This window comes from Arthrobacter sp. zg-Y769, from assembly GCF_020907405.1.
In the GTDB taxonomy this organism is placed as follows: domain Bacteria; phylum Actinomycetota; class Actinomycetes; order Actinomycetales; family Micrococcaceae; genus Arthrobacter_B.
Genome location: NZ_JAJJOE010000004.1, coordinates 1 through 14,459 on the forward strand (window position 1 = coordinate 1; position 14,459 = coordinate 14,459).

At 65.9% G+C, this 14,459-nt stretch carries 10 protein-coding genes; 3 read left to right on the forward strand and 7 right to left on the reverse strand.

Annotation, left to right across the window (positions count from 1 at the left end):
* Positions 1 to 113 precede the first annotated feature (113 nt).
* Complete coding sequence (locus LOC60_RS02185) at positions 114 to 2,012, reverse strand: DEAD/DEAH box helicase (RefSeq protein ID WP_269440135.1); 1,899 nt, start codon at positions 2,010 to 2,012, stop codon at positions 114 to 116.
* A 424-nt stretch (positions 2,013 to 2,436) separates the two neighbouring features.
* The gene (locus LOC60_RS02190; protein WP_230021389.1) at positions 2,437 to 3,726 is read right to left on the reverse strand and encodes a glycosyltransferase 87 family protein; all 1,290 of its coding nucleotides are present in this window, start codon (positions 3,724 to 3,726) and stop codon (positions 2,437 to 2,439) included.
* 153 nt (positions 3,727 to 3,879) lie between these two features.
* Between LOC60_RS02190 and LOC60_RS02195 the strand changes: the two genes are divergently transcribed.
* Together LOC60_RS02195 and LOC60_RS02200 are read left to right on the forward strand one after the other, a co-directional pair.
* The gene (locus LOC60_RS02195) at positions 3,880 to 5,058 is read left to right on the forward strand and encodes an amidohydrolase (protein WP_230021392.1); all 1,179 of its coding nucleotides are present in this window, start codon (positions 3,880 to 3,882) and stop codon (positions 5,056 to 5,058) included.
* Positions 5,058 to 5,501 carry a hypothetical protein gene (locus LOC60_RS02200; RefSeq protein ID WP_230021394.1) on the forward strand — a complete coding sequence of 148 codons (444 nt, stop codon included), beginning with the start codon at positions 5,058 to 5,060 and terminating at the stop codon, positions 5,499 to 5,501. The genes LOC60_RS02195 and LOC60_RS02200 overlap by 1 nt, the downstream gene beginning before the upstream one ends.
* On the opposite strand, the gene LOC60_RS02205 is transcribed toward LOC60_RS02200, so the two are convergent.
* On the reverse strand, positions 5,498 to 6,643 hold the full coding sequence (locus LOC60_RS02205) for a cystathionine gamma-synthase (protein ID WP_230021401.1): 1,146 nt from the start codon (positions 6,641 to 6,643) through the stop codon (positions 5,498 to 5,500). The two genes, LOC60_RS02200 and LOC60_RS02205, sit on opposite strands and share 4 nt — an antisense overlap.
* Before the next feature lie 73 nt (positions 6,644 to 6,716).
* The gene (locus tag LOC60_RS02210) at positions 6,717 to 8,096 is read right to left on the reverse strand and encodes a cystathionine beta-synthase (RefSeq protein ID WP_230021403.1); all 1,380 of its coding nucleotides are present in this window, start codon (positions 8,094 to 8,096) and stop codon (positions 6,717 to 6,719) included.
* Positions 8,097 to 8,220: 124 nt separating this feature from the next.
* On the opposite strand from LOC60_RS02210, the gene LOC60_RS02215 reads away from it, so the two are divergent.
* Entirely contained in the window at positions 8,221 to 9,207 is a 987-nt protein-coding gene (locus LOC60_RS02215; RefSeq protein ID WP_230021405.1) for a DNA-3-methyladenine glycosylase family protein, read from the forward strand.
* Positions 9,208 to 9,385: 178 nt separating this feature from the next.
* On the opposite strand, the gene LOC60_RS02220 is transcribed toward LOC60_RS02215, so the two are convergent.
* The 3 genes from LOC60_RS02220 to fdhA all read right to left on the reverse strand — a co-directional run bounded on the left by LOC60_RS02220 (position 9,386) and on the right by fdhA (position 14,395).
* Complete coding sequence (locus LOC60_RS02220; protein WP_230021408.1) at positions 9,386 to 11,035, reverse strand: AMP-binding protein; 1,650 nt, start codon at positions 11,033 to 11,035, stop codon at positions 9,386 to 9,388.
* A 258-nt stretch (positions 11,036 to 11,293) separates the two neighbouring features.
* Complete coding sequence (locus LOC60_RS02225; RefSeq protein ID WP_230021410.1) at positions 11,294 to 12,889, reverse strand: ammonium transporter; 1,596 nt, start codon at positions 12,887 to 12,889, stop codon at positions 11,294 to 11,296.
* 285 nt (positions 12,890 to 13,174) lie between these two features.
* Positions 13,175 to 14,395 (reverse strand): formaldehyde dehydrogenase, glutathione-independent, encoded by a 1,221-nt coding sequence (fdhA, locus tag LOC60_RS02230; RefSeq protein WP_230021413.1) that lies wholly within the window; start codon positions 14,393 to 14,395, stop codon positions 13,175 to 13,177.
* Positions 14,396 to 14,459 lie beyond the last annotated feature (64 nt).

Below are 14,459 nucleotides of genomic sequence, written 5' to 3' on the forward strand. Positions count from 1 at the left end.
CGCCCTACAACCCCGCCCGTAACAAAACTCGGGGCGCCCCCCGGGTGGGCGGGCGCCCTTCTTATTGTCCGGAACTGCGGTGCGGCGCCTTAGGTTACGGGCGCCGCTGCTTCCTAGTCGCGGAAGCGGGGCTTGCGGGCACCGGTGGCTGCGCTGTCGCGGAAGCCGCCTTCACGCTTCTTGAACGGGCGGTCGCTGCCGCGGTCACCGAAGGAACGCTCGCCGTCGCGCTTCTTGAAATCCTTCTTGAATCCGCCGCGGTCGGCGCGGTCGTTGAAGCTGCCGCCGCCTTCACGCTCGCGGGCCGGCTTGCGTCCCTTGTCCAGCTCGAGGTGGATCAGCTCGCCGCCGATCCGGGTGCGGGACAGGGCGCGCAGCTGGTCCTTGGACAGGTCAGCGGGCAGTTCCACCAGGGTGTGGTCGGCACGGATATCGATGCCGCCGATCTGCGCAGAGGACAGGCCGCCCTCGTTGGCAATGGCGCCGACAATCGAACCGGGCAGGACGCGCTGGCGGCGGCCGACGGCGATGCGGTACGTAGCATTGCCTTCGGTCAGCGGACGCGTCGGGCCGCGTGAGCCGACGCCGTCGTTGCGGCCTTCGGAACGCTCGCGCTGGCGGGCCGGAGCCTGTGCGACTTCCTGCAGAAGCAGCGGACGTCCGGCCTGTGCCATGACGGCAAGGGCGGCGGCTACATCTTCGGCGGGCACGTCGTGCTCGGCGATGTACTTCGTGACCAGGTCCTTGAACACCGAGATGTCTTCGGAACTACGTGTTTCCGTGATCTTCTCGGAGAACTTGGCCAGGCGCTTCTCATTGACGATGTCAACGCTGGGAAGCTGCATGTGCTCAACCGGCTGGCGGGTTGCCTTTTCAATGGCCCGCAGCAGGTACTTCTCGCGCGGGGTCATGAACAGGATGGCGTCGCCGGTGCGTCCTGCACGGCCGGTGCGGCCGATGCGGTGGACGTAGGACTCGGTATCGTGCGGGATGTCGTAGTTGACGACGTGGCTGATGCGCTCGACGTCGAGGCCGCGGGCGGCAACATCCGTGGCAACCAGGATGTCGATCTTGCCGTCGCGGAGGGCCTCGACCGTGCGTTCGCGCTGCTGCTGCGGGATGTCGCCGTTGATGGCGGCGGCGCTGTAGCCGCGGTCCTTGAGCTTGTCAGCCAGGTCTTCGGTGGCAGCCTTGGTCCGGACGAACGCGATAACGCCGTCGAACTCTTCGGTTTCCAGGATGCGGGTCATTGCGTCCAGCTTGTGCGGGCCCATGACCTGCACGTAGCGCTGGCGGGTGTTCGCACCGGTGGTGGTCTTGGACTTGACCGTGATTTCCGCAGCGTTGTTCAGGTACTTCTTGGCAATCTTGCGGATGGCCGGCGGCATGGTGGCGGAGAACAGGGCAACCTGCTTGCTCGCCGGAGTGGAGGAAAGGATCTGCTCCACGTCTTCGGCGAAGCCCATGCGCAGCATTTCGTCAGCCTCATCGAGGACCAGGTACTCGAGGTTGGACAGGTCCAGGGAACCCTTGGCGATGTGGTCAATCACGCGGCCGGGGGTACCCACGACAACCTGGGCACCGCGGCGCAGGCCGTTGAGCTGGGGGCCGTAGGCGGAGCCGCCGTACACGGGAAGCACGGTGATGCCGTCCATGTGGACTGCGTAGGAAGTGAAGGCTTCTGCAGACTGCAGGGCCAGTTCACGGGTGGGTGCAAGCACCAGCACCTGGGTGTCCTTGGTGGCCGGGCGGCCGGCGAGCAGGGACAGGGCGGGAACCGCGAATGCCGCGGTCTTGCCGGTACCCGTCTGGGCCAGGCCGACGACGTCGCGGCCTTCGAGCAGCAGGGGGATGGTAGCTGCCTGGATGGGGGACGGCGTTACGTAGCCGACATCCTTCAGGGCTGCCAGGACGCGCTCGTCCAGTCCGAAGTCGCTGAACAGCACTGTGTTCTCTTCGGTTTCGGGAGCGGAGTTTTCGACGTTGGTGTTTTCCAGCGTGGCTTCAGACAAGAGGTAATCCTCATTCAATCGGGGAGCAGGCAACCAAGAGGCTGCAGGACGTAAGTCCGGCGCTGTTGCAATCCCAGGCAGGACTTTCCGTCACAGCTGTGGGCCGATTTCACTGGATTGTGCCTACGACCGGTGTGACGATTTCTTTGCCGGCGCTCCCCAAAAGATGAATCTGCCCGCATAAGAAATGCGGGCCCCAACACAACGAACCGTACGGTTTTCGGTGACTATCTCGAATGAACCGTAGGAAATAAGGGAATACCGGAGTGGGGGATGTTTTCCAGTGTACGGCATTCTGCTCCCCGGTGCGTGGCCGGGAGCGGTGAGCTTGCGCACAACGGCCCTTTGGGGGTGCCCAGGCCTGTGCGGGCACCGAGTCGCCTGCCGGCGCCGCCTTGGCGTGTCGCCTTGGCGTGCCGGCAGTCTAGGGCTGGGGCTCCGTGGCACGCAGCAACCCGGGCGGGTTGTTCCGCCACCAGTTGCGCGGGCGGCTGCCCCAGTACGCCAGGAACCACCAGGCCAGCAGGCCGATGCCCCAGAAGACTCCGGCGCTGGAGGCCATCAGCCACGGCTCGGGCAACTGGGAATCCAGGTTCGGCGCGTTGAACAGTTCGCCGATGGTCTTGGGCGAGTAGATGAAGATGACCAGCGAGGACGCGAGCAGGATGAGTCCGGTGATCCGGAGTTTCTGCCGTTCCGGCCCCAGATCCATCACGTTCCGGGCCAGGACCGGAATGAAGAGGGCCACCCAGACCCAGTGGTGGGACCAGGACACGGGTGAGATCAGGAGCATCAGGAGCGCGGTGGCCGCCAAAGCGGTGAAGGTCTGCCCGCGGTTGCCCGCAATGCGGATGATGACTGCCGTGGCGGCAACCGCCAGCAGGGACAGGACGAGCCACGGAAGATCGACGGGGAAGTCGGGACCGCCGAAGTGCAGGATCGCACCCTTGATCGAAAGGTTGTCCACGTAGCCGGCCCCGCCGATCCGCGAGGTGTCCGGCAGCAGGTCCAGCCAGTACGTGCGCGATTCGCGCGGGAGGATAAGGAAACCCAGGGCGAAGGTGGAGAGGAAGCCGTAGGTCATGTTGCGCAGTCCGCGCCAGTCGCCCCGGGCCAGGAAGTACAGGCCGAAGACCAGCGGGGTGAGTTTCAATCCGGCGGCCACCCCGGTCAGGAGACCGGTGGGCCAGCCCTCCTTCTTGATGACGAAGTCGGCCATGATCAGTCCGAAGAGCAGGATGTTGATCTGCCCGAAGGCCTGCGTTTCGCGCCAGGGACCGAGCAGCACAATCAGCCCGGTGCCGGCAATCGCCAGCGGCCGCAGCCAGGGGTGCCGCAGTACATCCATGGCACCCTGGCGGCGGAAGACATAGCGCACTGCCCAAACGGCGGTGGCCGCAGCAATCGCGATGGAAATGCCGGTGAAGATGTTCAGCCCCAGGCTCTGGCCGAACGGGGCCAGCACTGCAAAGACCAGCGCCGCAAAAGGCGGGTAGGTAAAGAGCAGGCTGCTGTCGGCGTCGTACTGGACCGATTTTGTATACAGTTCGCCGGCAGCGTCGATAACGCTCTGCCCGCCGGAAAGGTAGACGCTGAAGTCCAGGCCGTGACGCGGAGACAAATCGAAAGCAGTCCATACGAGCAGCCCGGCAAGTGCCAGCGCCCCCAGGGTCGCAGCGGTCCGCACAAAAACGGATCGGTGGATCTGGCCCATTATTCTCCCTGAAAGACTGCCGGCTGCGCGTGACGCCACAAAGTTGTTCGTCGATATTGACGTGGTAAGTCTACCGGGCAGCCCGCCCCGCCTTCCCCGCCCGGAGGCGCGCGATAGGCTGGCCGGACCAGATCAGTAAGCGAAAGGCCCTCGATGTCCCCCGCGCTTCTAGCCATCACCAACGCCCACGTGGTTCCCGTCACCGGCCTGCCCTTCCACGGCACTGTCCTCGTGGATGGCGGACGGATCCGGGAACTCGGCCTGGACGTCGCCGTGCCCGAAGGTGCGGAGGTGCTCGACGCCGGCGGGCAGTGGCTGCTGCCCGGGCTCGTGGATGCGCACACCCACCTTGGCGTGCATGAAGAGGGCGAAGGCTGGGCCGGCAACGATTCCAATGAGATGACGGATCCGGTGATGGCGGGCGTCCGGGCGCTGGACGCCGTCAACCCCTTCGATACGGGGTTCGATGATGCCCTGGCCGGCGGAGTGACCACCGCGAACATCAACCCCGGTTCCGGCAACCCGATCGGCGGGCAGGCGGTGGCCCTGCACACGCACGGGCGCTATCTGGAGGAAATGGTGCTGCGCGCGCCCAGTGGACTGAAGTCCGCGCTGGGTGAGAACCCGAAGCGGATCTACAGCGATAAGAAACAGACACCCTCCACCCGGCTGGGGACGGCAATGGTGATCCGGCAGGCGTTTATGGATGCGCAGAACTACCTGGGCAAAGCGGACCCGAATACCCGCGATCCGCACCTGGAGGCACTGGCCATGGTGCTGCGGCGGGAAATCCCGTGGCGGCAGCACGCGCACCGAGCGGATGATATCGGCACGGCGCTGCGCCTGGCGGATGAGTTCGGCTACGACCTGGTGCTCGACCACGGTACTGAAGCCCATGTGCTGGCCGATGTCCTGGCCGAACGCGGCGTTCCCGTCCTGATCGGGCCGCTGTTCACCACCCGTTCAAAGGTGGAGCTGCGCGGCCGCAGCATGGCCAATCCGGGGAAGCTTGCCGCTGCCGGGGTGGAAATTTCCATCATCACCGACCATCCGGTGGTACCCATCAACTTCCTGATCTACCAGGCCGCGCTAGCCGTGAAGGAAGGGCTGGACCCCGATGAAGCGCTGCGTGCGGTGACCATCAATCCCGCCCGGGTCCTGGGCCTGGCGGACCGGCTCGGTTCCCTGGAGCCCGGCAAGGACGCGGACCTGGTCCTGTGGAGCGGTAACCCGCTGGACGTGATGCAGCGCGCCCTGAAGGTGTGGATCGGCGGCCGCGAGGTCTACCGCTATGACCTCGACGCCCGCGAGCAGATTGTGGCTCCCCGCTGATGGGACCAGGTTCCGGCGGCAAGCCCCCGGTGCCGGGCACTCCGGTACCGCGCACTCCCCCGCCGGGCATCATTCGAGCGGCTGCAGCTGCGTGGCTGGTGGCCGCCGTGCTGGTGGCCACCGCCGGGGTCTCGTTTATCGTCTCTGCACGCACCCAGCACCAGGACAGCACCGCGCTGACCCTGCTGGGGGCACTGGCCCTGGTGCTCGCTGCACTGAGCGCCTACAGCGTGCTGCGGTTGCGGTCCGGTAAGCGGAGCGCCCGGGAAACGCTCAGCAGCATTGGCGTGATTGCCGGGTTCCCGCTCCTGTTCCGCGGTCCGGCCCTGGTGGCTGTGGGCCTGATCCTGCTGGCCTGCACGGCGCTGCTTTGGCTGCCGCAGAGCAACAGGTTTTTCCAGCTCCGGGACCCGAAGAAGCGCAAGGGCCGCCGGAACGGCTAGAGCTGCCCCAGCGCCTGGTCGAGGTCCGCGATAAGGTCCTCCCCGTCCTCCAGGCCGACGGACAGCCGCAGCAGGTTCTCCGGTACGGCCAGCTCGGTGCCCTTGACCGAGGCATGGGTCATTTCCGAGGGGTAGTTCATCAGGGACTCCACCCCGCCCAACGACTCAGCCAGCAGGAACAGCCGGGTGGATTCGGCCACCTTCCGTGCCGCTGCCTCTCCGCCCTTGAAGGACACCGACACCATGCCGCCGAAGTCCTTCATCTGGGCCTTGGCCAGGTCATGCCCCGGGTGCTCTTCCAGTCCCGGGTACAGCACCTGCTCCACGGCGGGCTGTTCCCTGAGCCATTTCGCCACGGTCATCGCCGTAGCCGAGTGCCGGTCCATCCGTACCGCCAGGGTCTTGAGGCCGCGGGTGGTCAGCCAGGCCTCCATCGGCGCCGACACCGCACCGACAGCAAACTGAATGAACCCGACCTCCTCCGCCGCGGCGTCGTCGTTCAGGATCACGGCGCCGCCCACGGCATCGGAATGCCCGCCGATGTACTTGGTGGTCGAATGCACCACGACGTCGGCACCCAGGGCCAGCGGCTGCTGAAGGTACGGCGAGGCAAAGGTGTTGTCGACCACCAGCAGGGCCCCGGCGTCGTGTGCTGCCTGCGCCGCTGCGGCAATGTCGCTGATTTTCATCATCGGGTTCGACGGCGTTTCCAGCCACACCATCTTCGTGTTCCCGGCCGCAATCGCAGCCGCGAGAGCCGCGGCGTCGGACATGTCCACCGCCGTATTGGTAATTCCCCACTTGCCCAGCACCTTGTTGATGAGGCGGTAGGTTCCGCCGTAGGCATCGTTGCCCAGGACGATGTGGTCTCCGGGGGCAAGCAGCCCGCGGATCAGGGCGTCCTCGGCGGCAAGTCCGGAGCTGAAGGAGAAGGCATGCTTCCCGCCCTCCAGGGCAGCAAGCTGCTGCTGCAGCGAATCCCTGGTGGGGTTGGTACCCCGCCCGTACTCATAGCCGTTGCGCAGGCCGCCGATACCGTCCTGGGCGTAGGTGGTGCTCTGGTACAGGGGCGGAATGACCGCACCGGTGGTGGGATCCGGTTCCTGCCCCGCATGGATGGCGCGGGTGCTGAAGCTGGTCATGGTGTTCTCCTTGCGCCGGCCGGAGCCGGCAGATTGGTGCAAGACAGGCGTCCCTGCGAAGGCGTGCCCAGGTTTAGAGGCTCAGGTACGAAAGTAGGTCGTGCCGGGTCAGCATGCCAACGGCGGTGCCATCGGACGTAACCATCACGGCGTCGTCGTCCGTCAGTTTGGCCCGGGCAGCCGCCACCGTGTCCCCCGCACCCACAAGGGCCGGGCGCGGCCCCATGTGCTCGCTGATTTTGTCGGTGGGTTTGGCCTCACCGCGGAAAAGCTTCTCGGTCAGCGAGCGCTCATCCACGGAGCCGAGGACTTCGCCCAGGACCACCGGAGGTTCCTGCGAAAGGACAGGCAGGAAGGAGACACCGTATTCGTTGAGGATGGCGATGACATCCCGCACGGTCTCGTTCGGATGGGTGTGGACCAGGTCCGGCAGCGACCCGTCCTTGGTGGACAGCACGTCGCGGACGGAGGCCTGCTCCCCGCCGTCCTGCAGGAAGCCGTAGGAGCGCATCCAGTCGTCATTGAAGATCTTGCCCATGTAGCCGCGGCCGCTGTCCGGCAGCAGGACCACAACGACGTCGTCGGGCCCCAGCGAGCGCGCCACCTCAAGCGCCGCCGTCACAGCCATGCCCGAGGACCCGCCTACCAGCAGGCCTTCTTCCCGGGCCAGCCGGCGGGTCATCGTGAAGGACTCGGCATCCTTTACCGGAATCACTTCATCCGGCACGGTCGGGTCGTAGTTGTCCGGCCACATGTCCTCCCCCACGCCTTCCACGAAGTAGGGGCGTCCCGTGCCGCCGGAATACACCGAGCCGTCCGGGTCCGCGGCGATCACGCGCACCGGACCGGAGGCACGGTCCGCGGAGACTTCCTTCAGGTAGCGTCCGGTGCCTGTGATGGTGCCGCCCGTGCCGGCCCCTGCAACGAAGTGGGTAACCCGCCCGTCGGTATCGGCCCAGATTTCCGGTCCCGTGGACTCGTAGTGGCTGGACGGAGCTGACGGGTTGGAGAACTGGTCCGGCTTGTACGCACCGTCGATCTCGCGCACCAACCGGTCGGAGACACCGTAGTAGGAGTCGGGGCTGTCCGGAGCGACCGCCGTCGGCGTCACCACCACCTCGGCACCGTAGGCCCGCAGGACGTCCCGCTTCTCCACCCCCACCTTGTCGGGAGTAACGAAGATGCACCGATAGCCCTTCTGCTGGGCCACCAGCGCCAGCCCGACGCCGGTGTTGCCGCTGGTGGGCTCGACCACCGTGCCGCCGGGCAGCAGTTTGCCTTCGCGCTCCGCCGTTTCAATCATCTTCACGGCAATGCGGTCCTTCACGGAACCGCCCGGGTTCAGGTACTCCAGCTTTACCAGGACAGTGGCGCGGATACCCTCGGTCACGTGGTGGAGCTTCACCAGGGGAGTATTGCCGATCAGGTCCAGGACAGTATTGGCATACTTCATGTGATCCACGTTACTTGCTTGCCCGGCCCGCGGCAGCCGGGACGGAACGCGGCGTAGCAAAAGCCACAGTCGGGCTGCCCCCGGAGCGGGCAGGAGCGGGGGTGGTACGTGCAACCATAGGTGCATGTCCTTCACTGCCGCTGTTCCAGCGCGGCCTGCTCCAACACCGTCTGCGGGCCTGGTGCGCTACTGGGACTCCCCCGCCCCGTACTGCCTGCAGACTTCCCTGCGGATCCTGGTCCGCGGTAAGCAGGACCCCACCATCCGGCTGGGCACGGGTGTTGCCTGGCTGGCCTTCCTCACCCCCGAAGGTCCGGCGACCCTGAACCTGCGCGAGGAACCTGTCCCCGCCCCCGGTGCACGGGTTCGGGCCCAGGCGTGGGGACCGGGTGCGCAATGCGCGCTGGACTCGGTGCCGGCCCTGCTTGGAGAACAGGACGACTGGTCGGGGTTTGACGACGACTCATTCTTCGCGACGCTGCCCCGGATGGTCGCCGAAACCCGGCGCCGGCACCGGTCCCTGCGGCTGCCGAGCACGGGCCGGATCATGGACAGCCTGATCCCGGTGGTGCTGGAGCAGAAGGTGACTGTCCTGGAGGCCTACTACGCCTGGCGCTACCTCGTGACGCGTTACGGCGTTGATGCCCCGGGTCCGGCACCGGCAGGCATGAAGGCCGCGCCGGCACCGGAAACCTGGCGGCGCATCCCCAGTTGGGAATGGCACCAGGCACGGGTGGACCATTCCCGCTCCACCACCATCCTGCGTGCCTGTTCACAGGCCTCCGCGCTGGAGCGGCTGGCGGACACTCCACTGGGAGAGGACCTGACCGCCAAACTGTGCTCGGTTCCGGGGATCGGCGTTTGGAGCGCTGCGGAAATCACCCAGCGGACACACGGTGCTCCGGATTCCGTGTCGGTGGGCGACTATCACCTGGCCGCGTACGTGGGCGCGGCCCTCACCGGTGAGCGTACCGACGACGACGGCATGCTGAAGCTGCTCGAACCCTGGCAGGGACACCGCCAGCGGGTGGTGCGGATGATCATGCTCAGCGGCTACCGCAAACCCACCTACGGACCGAAGCTTGCCCCGATGGACCACCGCCGCCGCTGAGGTGTCCTCGGGTGCCTTGCCATGTCGTGGCCAGATCGGGGCCCGGGTCGGATTGGGGCCAGGTCGGGGCCCGGGTCGGCGTCCGGGTCGGCGGCAACGAAATTTCCCGCTCGCAGAGCTCGCAGGAAATATTAGAGCCGCCTCCTCCGGACCCCTCAGGCCTGCCGGCCTGCTCCCGCTAGGAGACCGCAGGCTCGCCGCTGTCCAGCAGGCCGACAGCTTCCTCGCGCATGGCCACCTTCCGGATCTTGCCGGAGACAGTCATGGGGAAGCTCCCCCGGATCTGCACGTACCGGGGAATCTTGTAGTAGGCCAGCCGGTCACGGCAGAACTCCGCAATGGCCGCCGCATCCGGTTCCGGTGCGCCGGGAACCGGAATGATGCACGCCATGAGCTCTTCCCCATAGCGCTCGTCCGGTACGCCGATGACCTGGACGTCCTGGATTGAGGGGTGCGTGTAGAGGAACTCCTCGATTTCCCGCGGATAAATGTTTTCCCCGCCGCGGATAACCATGTCCTTGATGCGTCCCTCCACGCTGACGTAACCCTCTTCGTCCATCCGGGCCAGATCCCCTGTATGCATCCAGCCCTCGGAGTCGACCGCCTGCGCGGTGGCCTCCGGCTGGTTCCAGTAGCCCGCCATCACGCTGTAGCCACGGGTGCACAGCTCGCCGATTTCACCGTAGGGCACCTGCTTCCCGGTCCCGGGATCCACCACCTGGGTTTCCAGGTGCGGCATGGTCCGTCCCACCGTGCGGGTGCGGCGCTCCAGGGAGTCACCGCGGCGGGTCATGGTGGAAACCGGAGAGGTTTCAGTCATCCCGTAGCAAATAGCCACCTCGGCCATATTCATCTCGCCGATAACCCGTTTCATGATTTCCTCCGGGCAGGGTGAGCCTGCCATCACGCCGGTCCGCAGCGAGGAAAGGTCGTAGCGGTCAAAGTCCGGCAGCCCCAGTTCGGCAATAAACATGGTCGGCACCCCGTACAGGGATGTGCCGCGGTGTGTTTCGACGGCGGCGAGCGCCCGGCCGGCGTCGAAGGTGCGGGACGGAATGATCGTCGCGGCACCGTGCGAGAGGGCGGCCAGGTTGCCGATCACCATTCCGAAGCAGTGGTAGAAGGGCACCGGAAGCACCACCCGGTCCGCGTCGGTGTAGCCTAGCAGCTCGCCGATGAAGTATCCGTTGTTCAGGATGTTCGAATGGGTCAGCGTTGCACCCTTGGGAAAGCCCGTGGTTCCGGAGGTGTACTGGATGTTGATGGGATCACCGGGCTGCAGCCCCGCCATCCGTTCGGCCAGTGCCTCCGCCCCCGGCCCGCCGGCGTCCCTTCCCTCCGCCTCCAGCGCGGCGAAGCTGCCGGCGCCGTCCCCGGACAGGAATACCAGCGTGTCCAGGCTGTCCCCGGTTTCGAGGGCGATTCGAGCCATGGCCTCGTAGTCGTTGCGCTGGTCGCTTGGAGCAGTGAGCAGCATCCGCATTCCACTCTGTTTCACCACGAAGTCCAGTTCAGCCTGCCGGTAGGCCGGGTTGACGTTCACCAGGATGGCACCGGTCTTCGCAGTGGCGTACTGCGCGATGGTCCATTCCGCGCAGTTGGGTGACCAGATGCCTACCCGGTCCCCGGACTGGATACCGCGCAGAAGCAGGCCGGCAGCAACGTCGCTGACCTGCCTGTCCAGTTCGGCGTAGGTCCAGGACCGATTGGCGGGGACATCGATAAGCGCCGGAGCGTTCGGGAAACGACGGACTGTCGACACAAAGTTATCCCCGATGGTTTCCTCCAACAGGGGACTCTGCGACGGGGAAGCGGCGTATGAAAACAAGGCAGACTCCTTTGACTGCGGGACAGATGGCGGCAACGCTACCAACACTTTGGTTCCCTGCGAAGGCAACGCCCTCCACCGCGGTTTCCCGTGAAGTCCTCTGGTGGGGGAAGGACTGAAGAAACCAATACCCCGTCAATCTCCGCGCCACCATGGTCCCGAACCCCGGCGAACACACGCGGGTGAAGCTGGCCCTGGACATCACCATCAGCGCCCTGCTTGCCGAACCGCTGAAGGTGGAACAGGTCTGGCCCACCGTCAGTGCGGCGTAATCGCCACCCGGTAGATGGATTCCGGTTCCGCACCGAAACGCTTCAGGACCGCCACCACCGCTTCCTCGTGCTCTTCATCCACGGCTGCCTGCACCCGGAACCGCTCATCGAAGTCGATCAGCCGTTTTTCGCTGCGGAACGTATCGGTCCGGATCTTCCCGGTGTAGACAGCGGTGTCGGAGAGCTCCAAGGAGCGGGCGCCGGCCAGCAGCAGGGCGTCCCGCAGCCCGTCGATTCGTTCGGTATTGACCAGGGCGCTGACCAGGTGGCTGGGAGCGGCATGGCGGGGGTCCCCGGCCCGTGTACTGCCGTTTGCCGCAGCACGCCCTGCTGCCGTGGGGCGGGCACTGATACCTCTCAGCGAGTACCCGGAGGAGCCCTGCTGGACGCGGTCCAGGTTCTCCTGCTCCGGCCCCGGCTCCCGCAGCCCTACGGTCCGGGAAATGACGGCGGCAATAATCCAGCTCAGTACGAAGGAGAAAAGCACCACGCTGGCGATGGCCACGCTCTGGTGCCAGAGCAGCATCGGTCCCCCTCCGTAGAAGATGCCGTCATCACTGGCCGGGTTCACCGTGCTGTCCGCGAAGAAACCCAGCAGGAAAGACCCCAGCACACCGCCCACGAAATGAACGGCAATCACGTCCAGGGCGTCGTCGTAATGCAGGGCATGCTTGAGCCGGACGGCCAGTGCGCAGACGCACCCCGCGATTAGTCCGATCAGCAGGGCCGCACCGGTACCGACATAGCCGGCGCACGGCGTGATGGTGGCCAGCCCGGCCACCGCCCCCGACACGGCTCCGACCAGGGTGCAGTGTCCGCTGCCGATCCGTTCCACCAGCAGCCAGGTGAGCATTGCGGCAGCCCCGGCCACGTGGGTGTTGATCAGTGCCTGCGCCGCGATGTCGTTTGCCTGCAGGCCGTCCCCTGCATTGAACCCGAACCACCCGAACCAGAGAATGCCTCCGCCCACCAGCATCAGCGGAAGGTTATTCGGTGAGGTCCGCAGGTTCGGCCAGCCGCGGCGCCGGCCCACCACCAGCAGCACCGCGATGGCAGCGGCCCCGGCGGAGGCATGGACCACCATGCCTCCGGCCCAGTCCTGGGCACCGAGCCGGAACAGCCATCCCTTCGGGTGCCAGAGCCAGCGGGCGACCTGTGGATACACCAGGACGGAGAACGCAGCCAGGAAAACCACCCAGCCGGCGAAGCGGAGCCTGCCCGCCGTCGCGCCGGTCAGCAGGGCGGGAGTGATGACGGCAAACATCATCTGATAGGCCGCGAAGGCGAGCGCGGGAATGGTCACCCCGGCCGCGACGGTGTGGAACTGCGGAGTATCGAGGTCCAGGAGCGCGACGGCATCGAACTCACCGAACACGGAGTTGCCCCTGTTACTGAAGGCGAGGGTGTAGCCCACCAGGATCCAGGTCAGGGAAATGACTCCCAACGGGATGATGTTCTGCATCATCATGGTCAGGACGTTGCGCACCGGCACCATCCCGCCGTAGAAGAGGGCGAGGCCCGGGACCATAAACAACACAAGCCCGGCACAGGTCAGCACCCAGGCGGTGTCCGCCGCGTTCATGCCAGGCTCCGCGGGAGGAGGAATGTGCTGAATGTTCCGGCGCTGATGGTTCCGCTGCTACCGCACATGTCGTCCCGCTTCCAACTCGCTTATCAGCCGTGCGCGATCGGGTGGCGGGGCCCGGAGATCCGGTGCCGGGGCCCCGGACCAATCGAGTTTACCGCCGGACGGCGAGGCACCAGAAGAGTGCGGGGCACACAGAGAAGCCGGCAGGACCGATTCTGCTTCGGTCCCGCCGGCTGTGCTGCTGATCATCCGTCCTCCTGCGGGAGGACCACGGGCAGGCTAGTGCGAACCCACCATCCCGTTCGGGTCAATGACGTACTTCTTAGCCACGCCCGAATCGAACTCGCGGTAGGCCTCCGGTGCCTGGTCCAGGCTGATCGGAGTGGCGCTGACAGCCTTGGCAATCTGCACCTTGTCATGCAGGATCGCCATCATCAGTTCACGGTTGTACTTCATCACCGGACATTGGCCGGTGGTGAAGGACAGCGACTTGGCCCAGCCGGTACCCAGATTCAGGCTCAGTGACCCCCGCTGTGCGGCCTCGTCCACGCCGCCCGGATCGCCGGTGACGTACAGTCCCGGGATGCCCAGTGCCCCGCCGGCAGCCGTGACGTCCATCAGCGAGTTCAGCACAGTGGCCGGCGCTTCGCTGCTGGAACCTGCACCGTGACCGCGGGCCTCGAATCCCACGGCGTCGACGCCGCAGTCCACCTCCGGCACGCCCAGGATCATCTCGATCTGGTCCCGCGGGTCGGCCAGCGACACGTCCACGGTCTCGCAGCCGAAGCTGCGGGCCTGGGCCAGTCGCTCCTCGTTCAGGTCACCCACAATCACAACGGCGGCGCCCAGCAATTGTGCCGAGACCGCTGCGGCCAGGCCGACGGGCCCTGCCCCGGCGATGTAGACAGTGGAGCCAACCCCCACCCCGGCGGTGACAGCGCCGTGATAGCCGGTGGGGAAGATATCCGACAGCATGGTGAGATCCAGGATCTTCTCCATGGCCTGGTCCTTGTCCGGGAACCGCAGCAGGTTCCAGTCTGCGTAGGGCACCATGGCGTATTCGGCCTGGCCGCCCACCCAGCCGCCCATGTCCACGTATCCATAGGCAGCGCCGGGACGGGCAGGGTTTACGTTCAGGCAGATACCGGTTTTGCGTTCCTTGCAGTTGCGGCAGCGTCCGCAGGAAATATTGAACGGCACGGAGACCAGGTCCCCCACCTTGATGAACTCCACGTCCGATCCGGTTTCCACCACTTCCCCGGTAATTTCATGGCCCAGGATCAGGTTGGGCGGCGCCGTCGTCCGCCCGCGGACCATGTGCTGGTCCGATCCGCAGATGTTGGTGGTGACCACCTTCAGGATCGCTCCGTGCGGAAGTTGGCGCCCGATGTTGGCCGGGTTCACGCCCGGCCCGTCCTTCAGTTCGAAGCTGGGGTAGTCGATGTCCTGGACTTCCACTACGCCCGGTTCCAGATAGGCAATTCCTCGGTTGGAACTCATGTCTTCCTCGCTGTCTTCTCGTCGTCGTTGACGTCCGCGCCGCATGCTCCCCCTGCATGCTTGC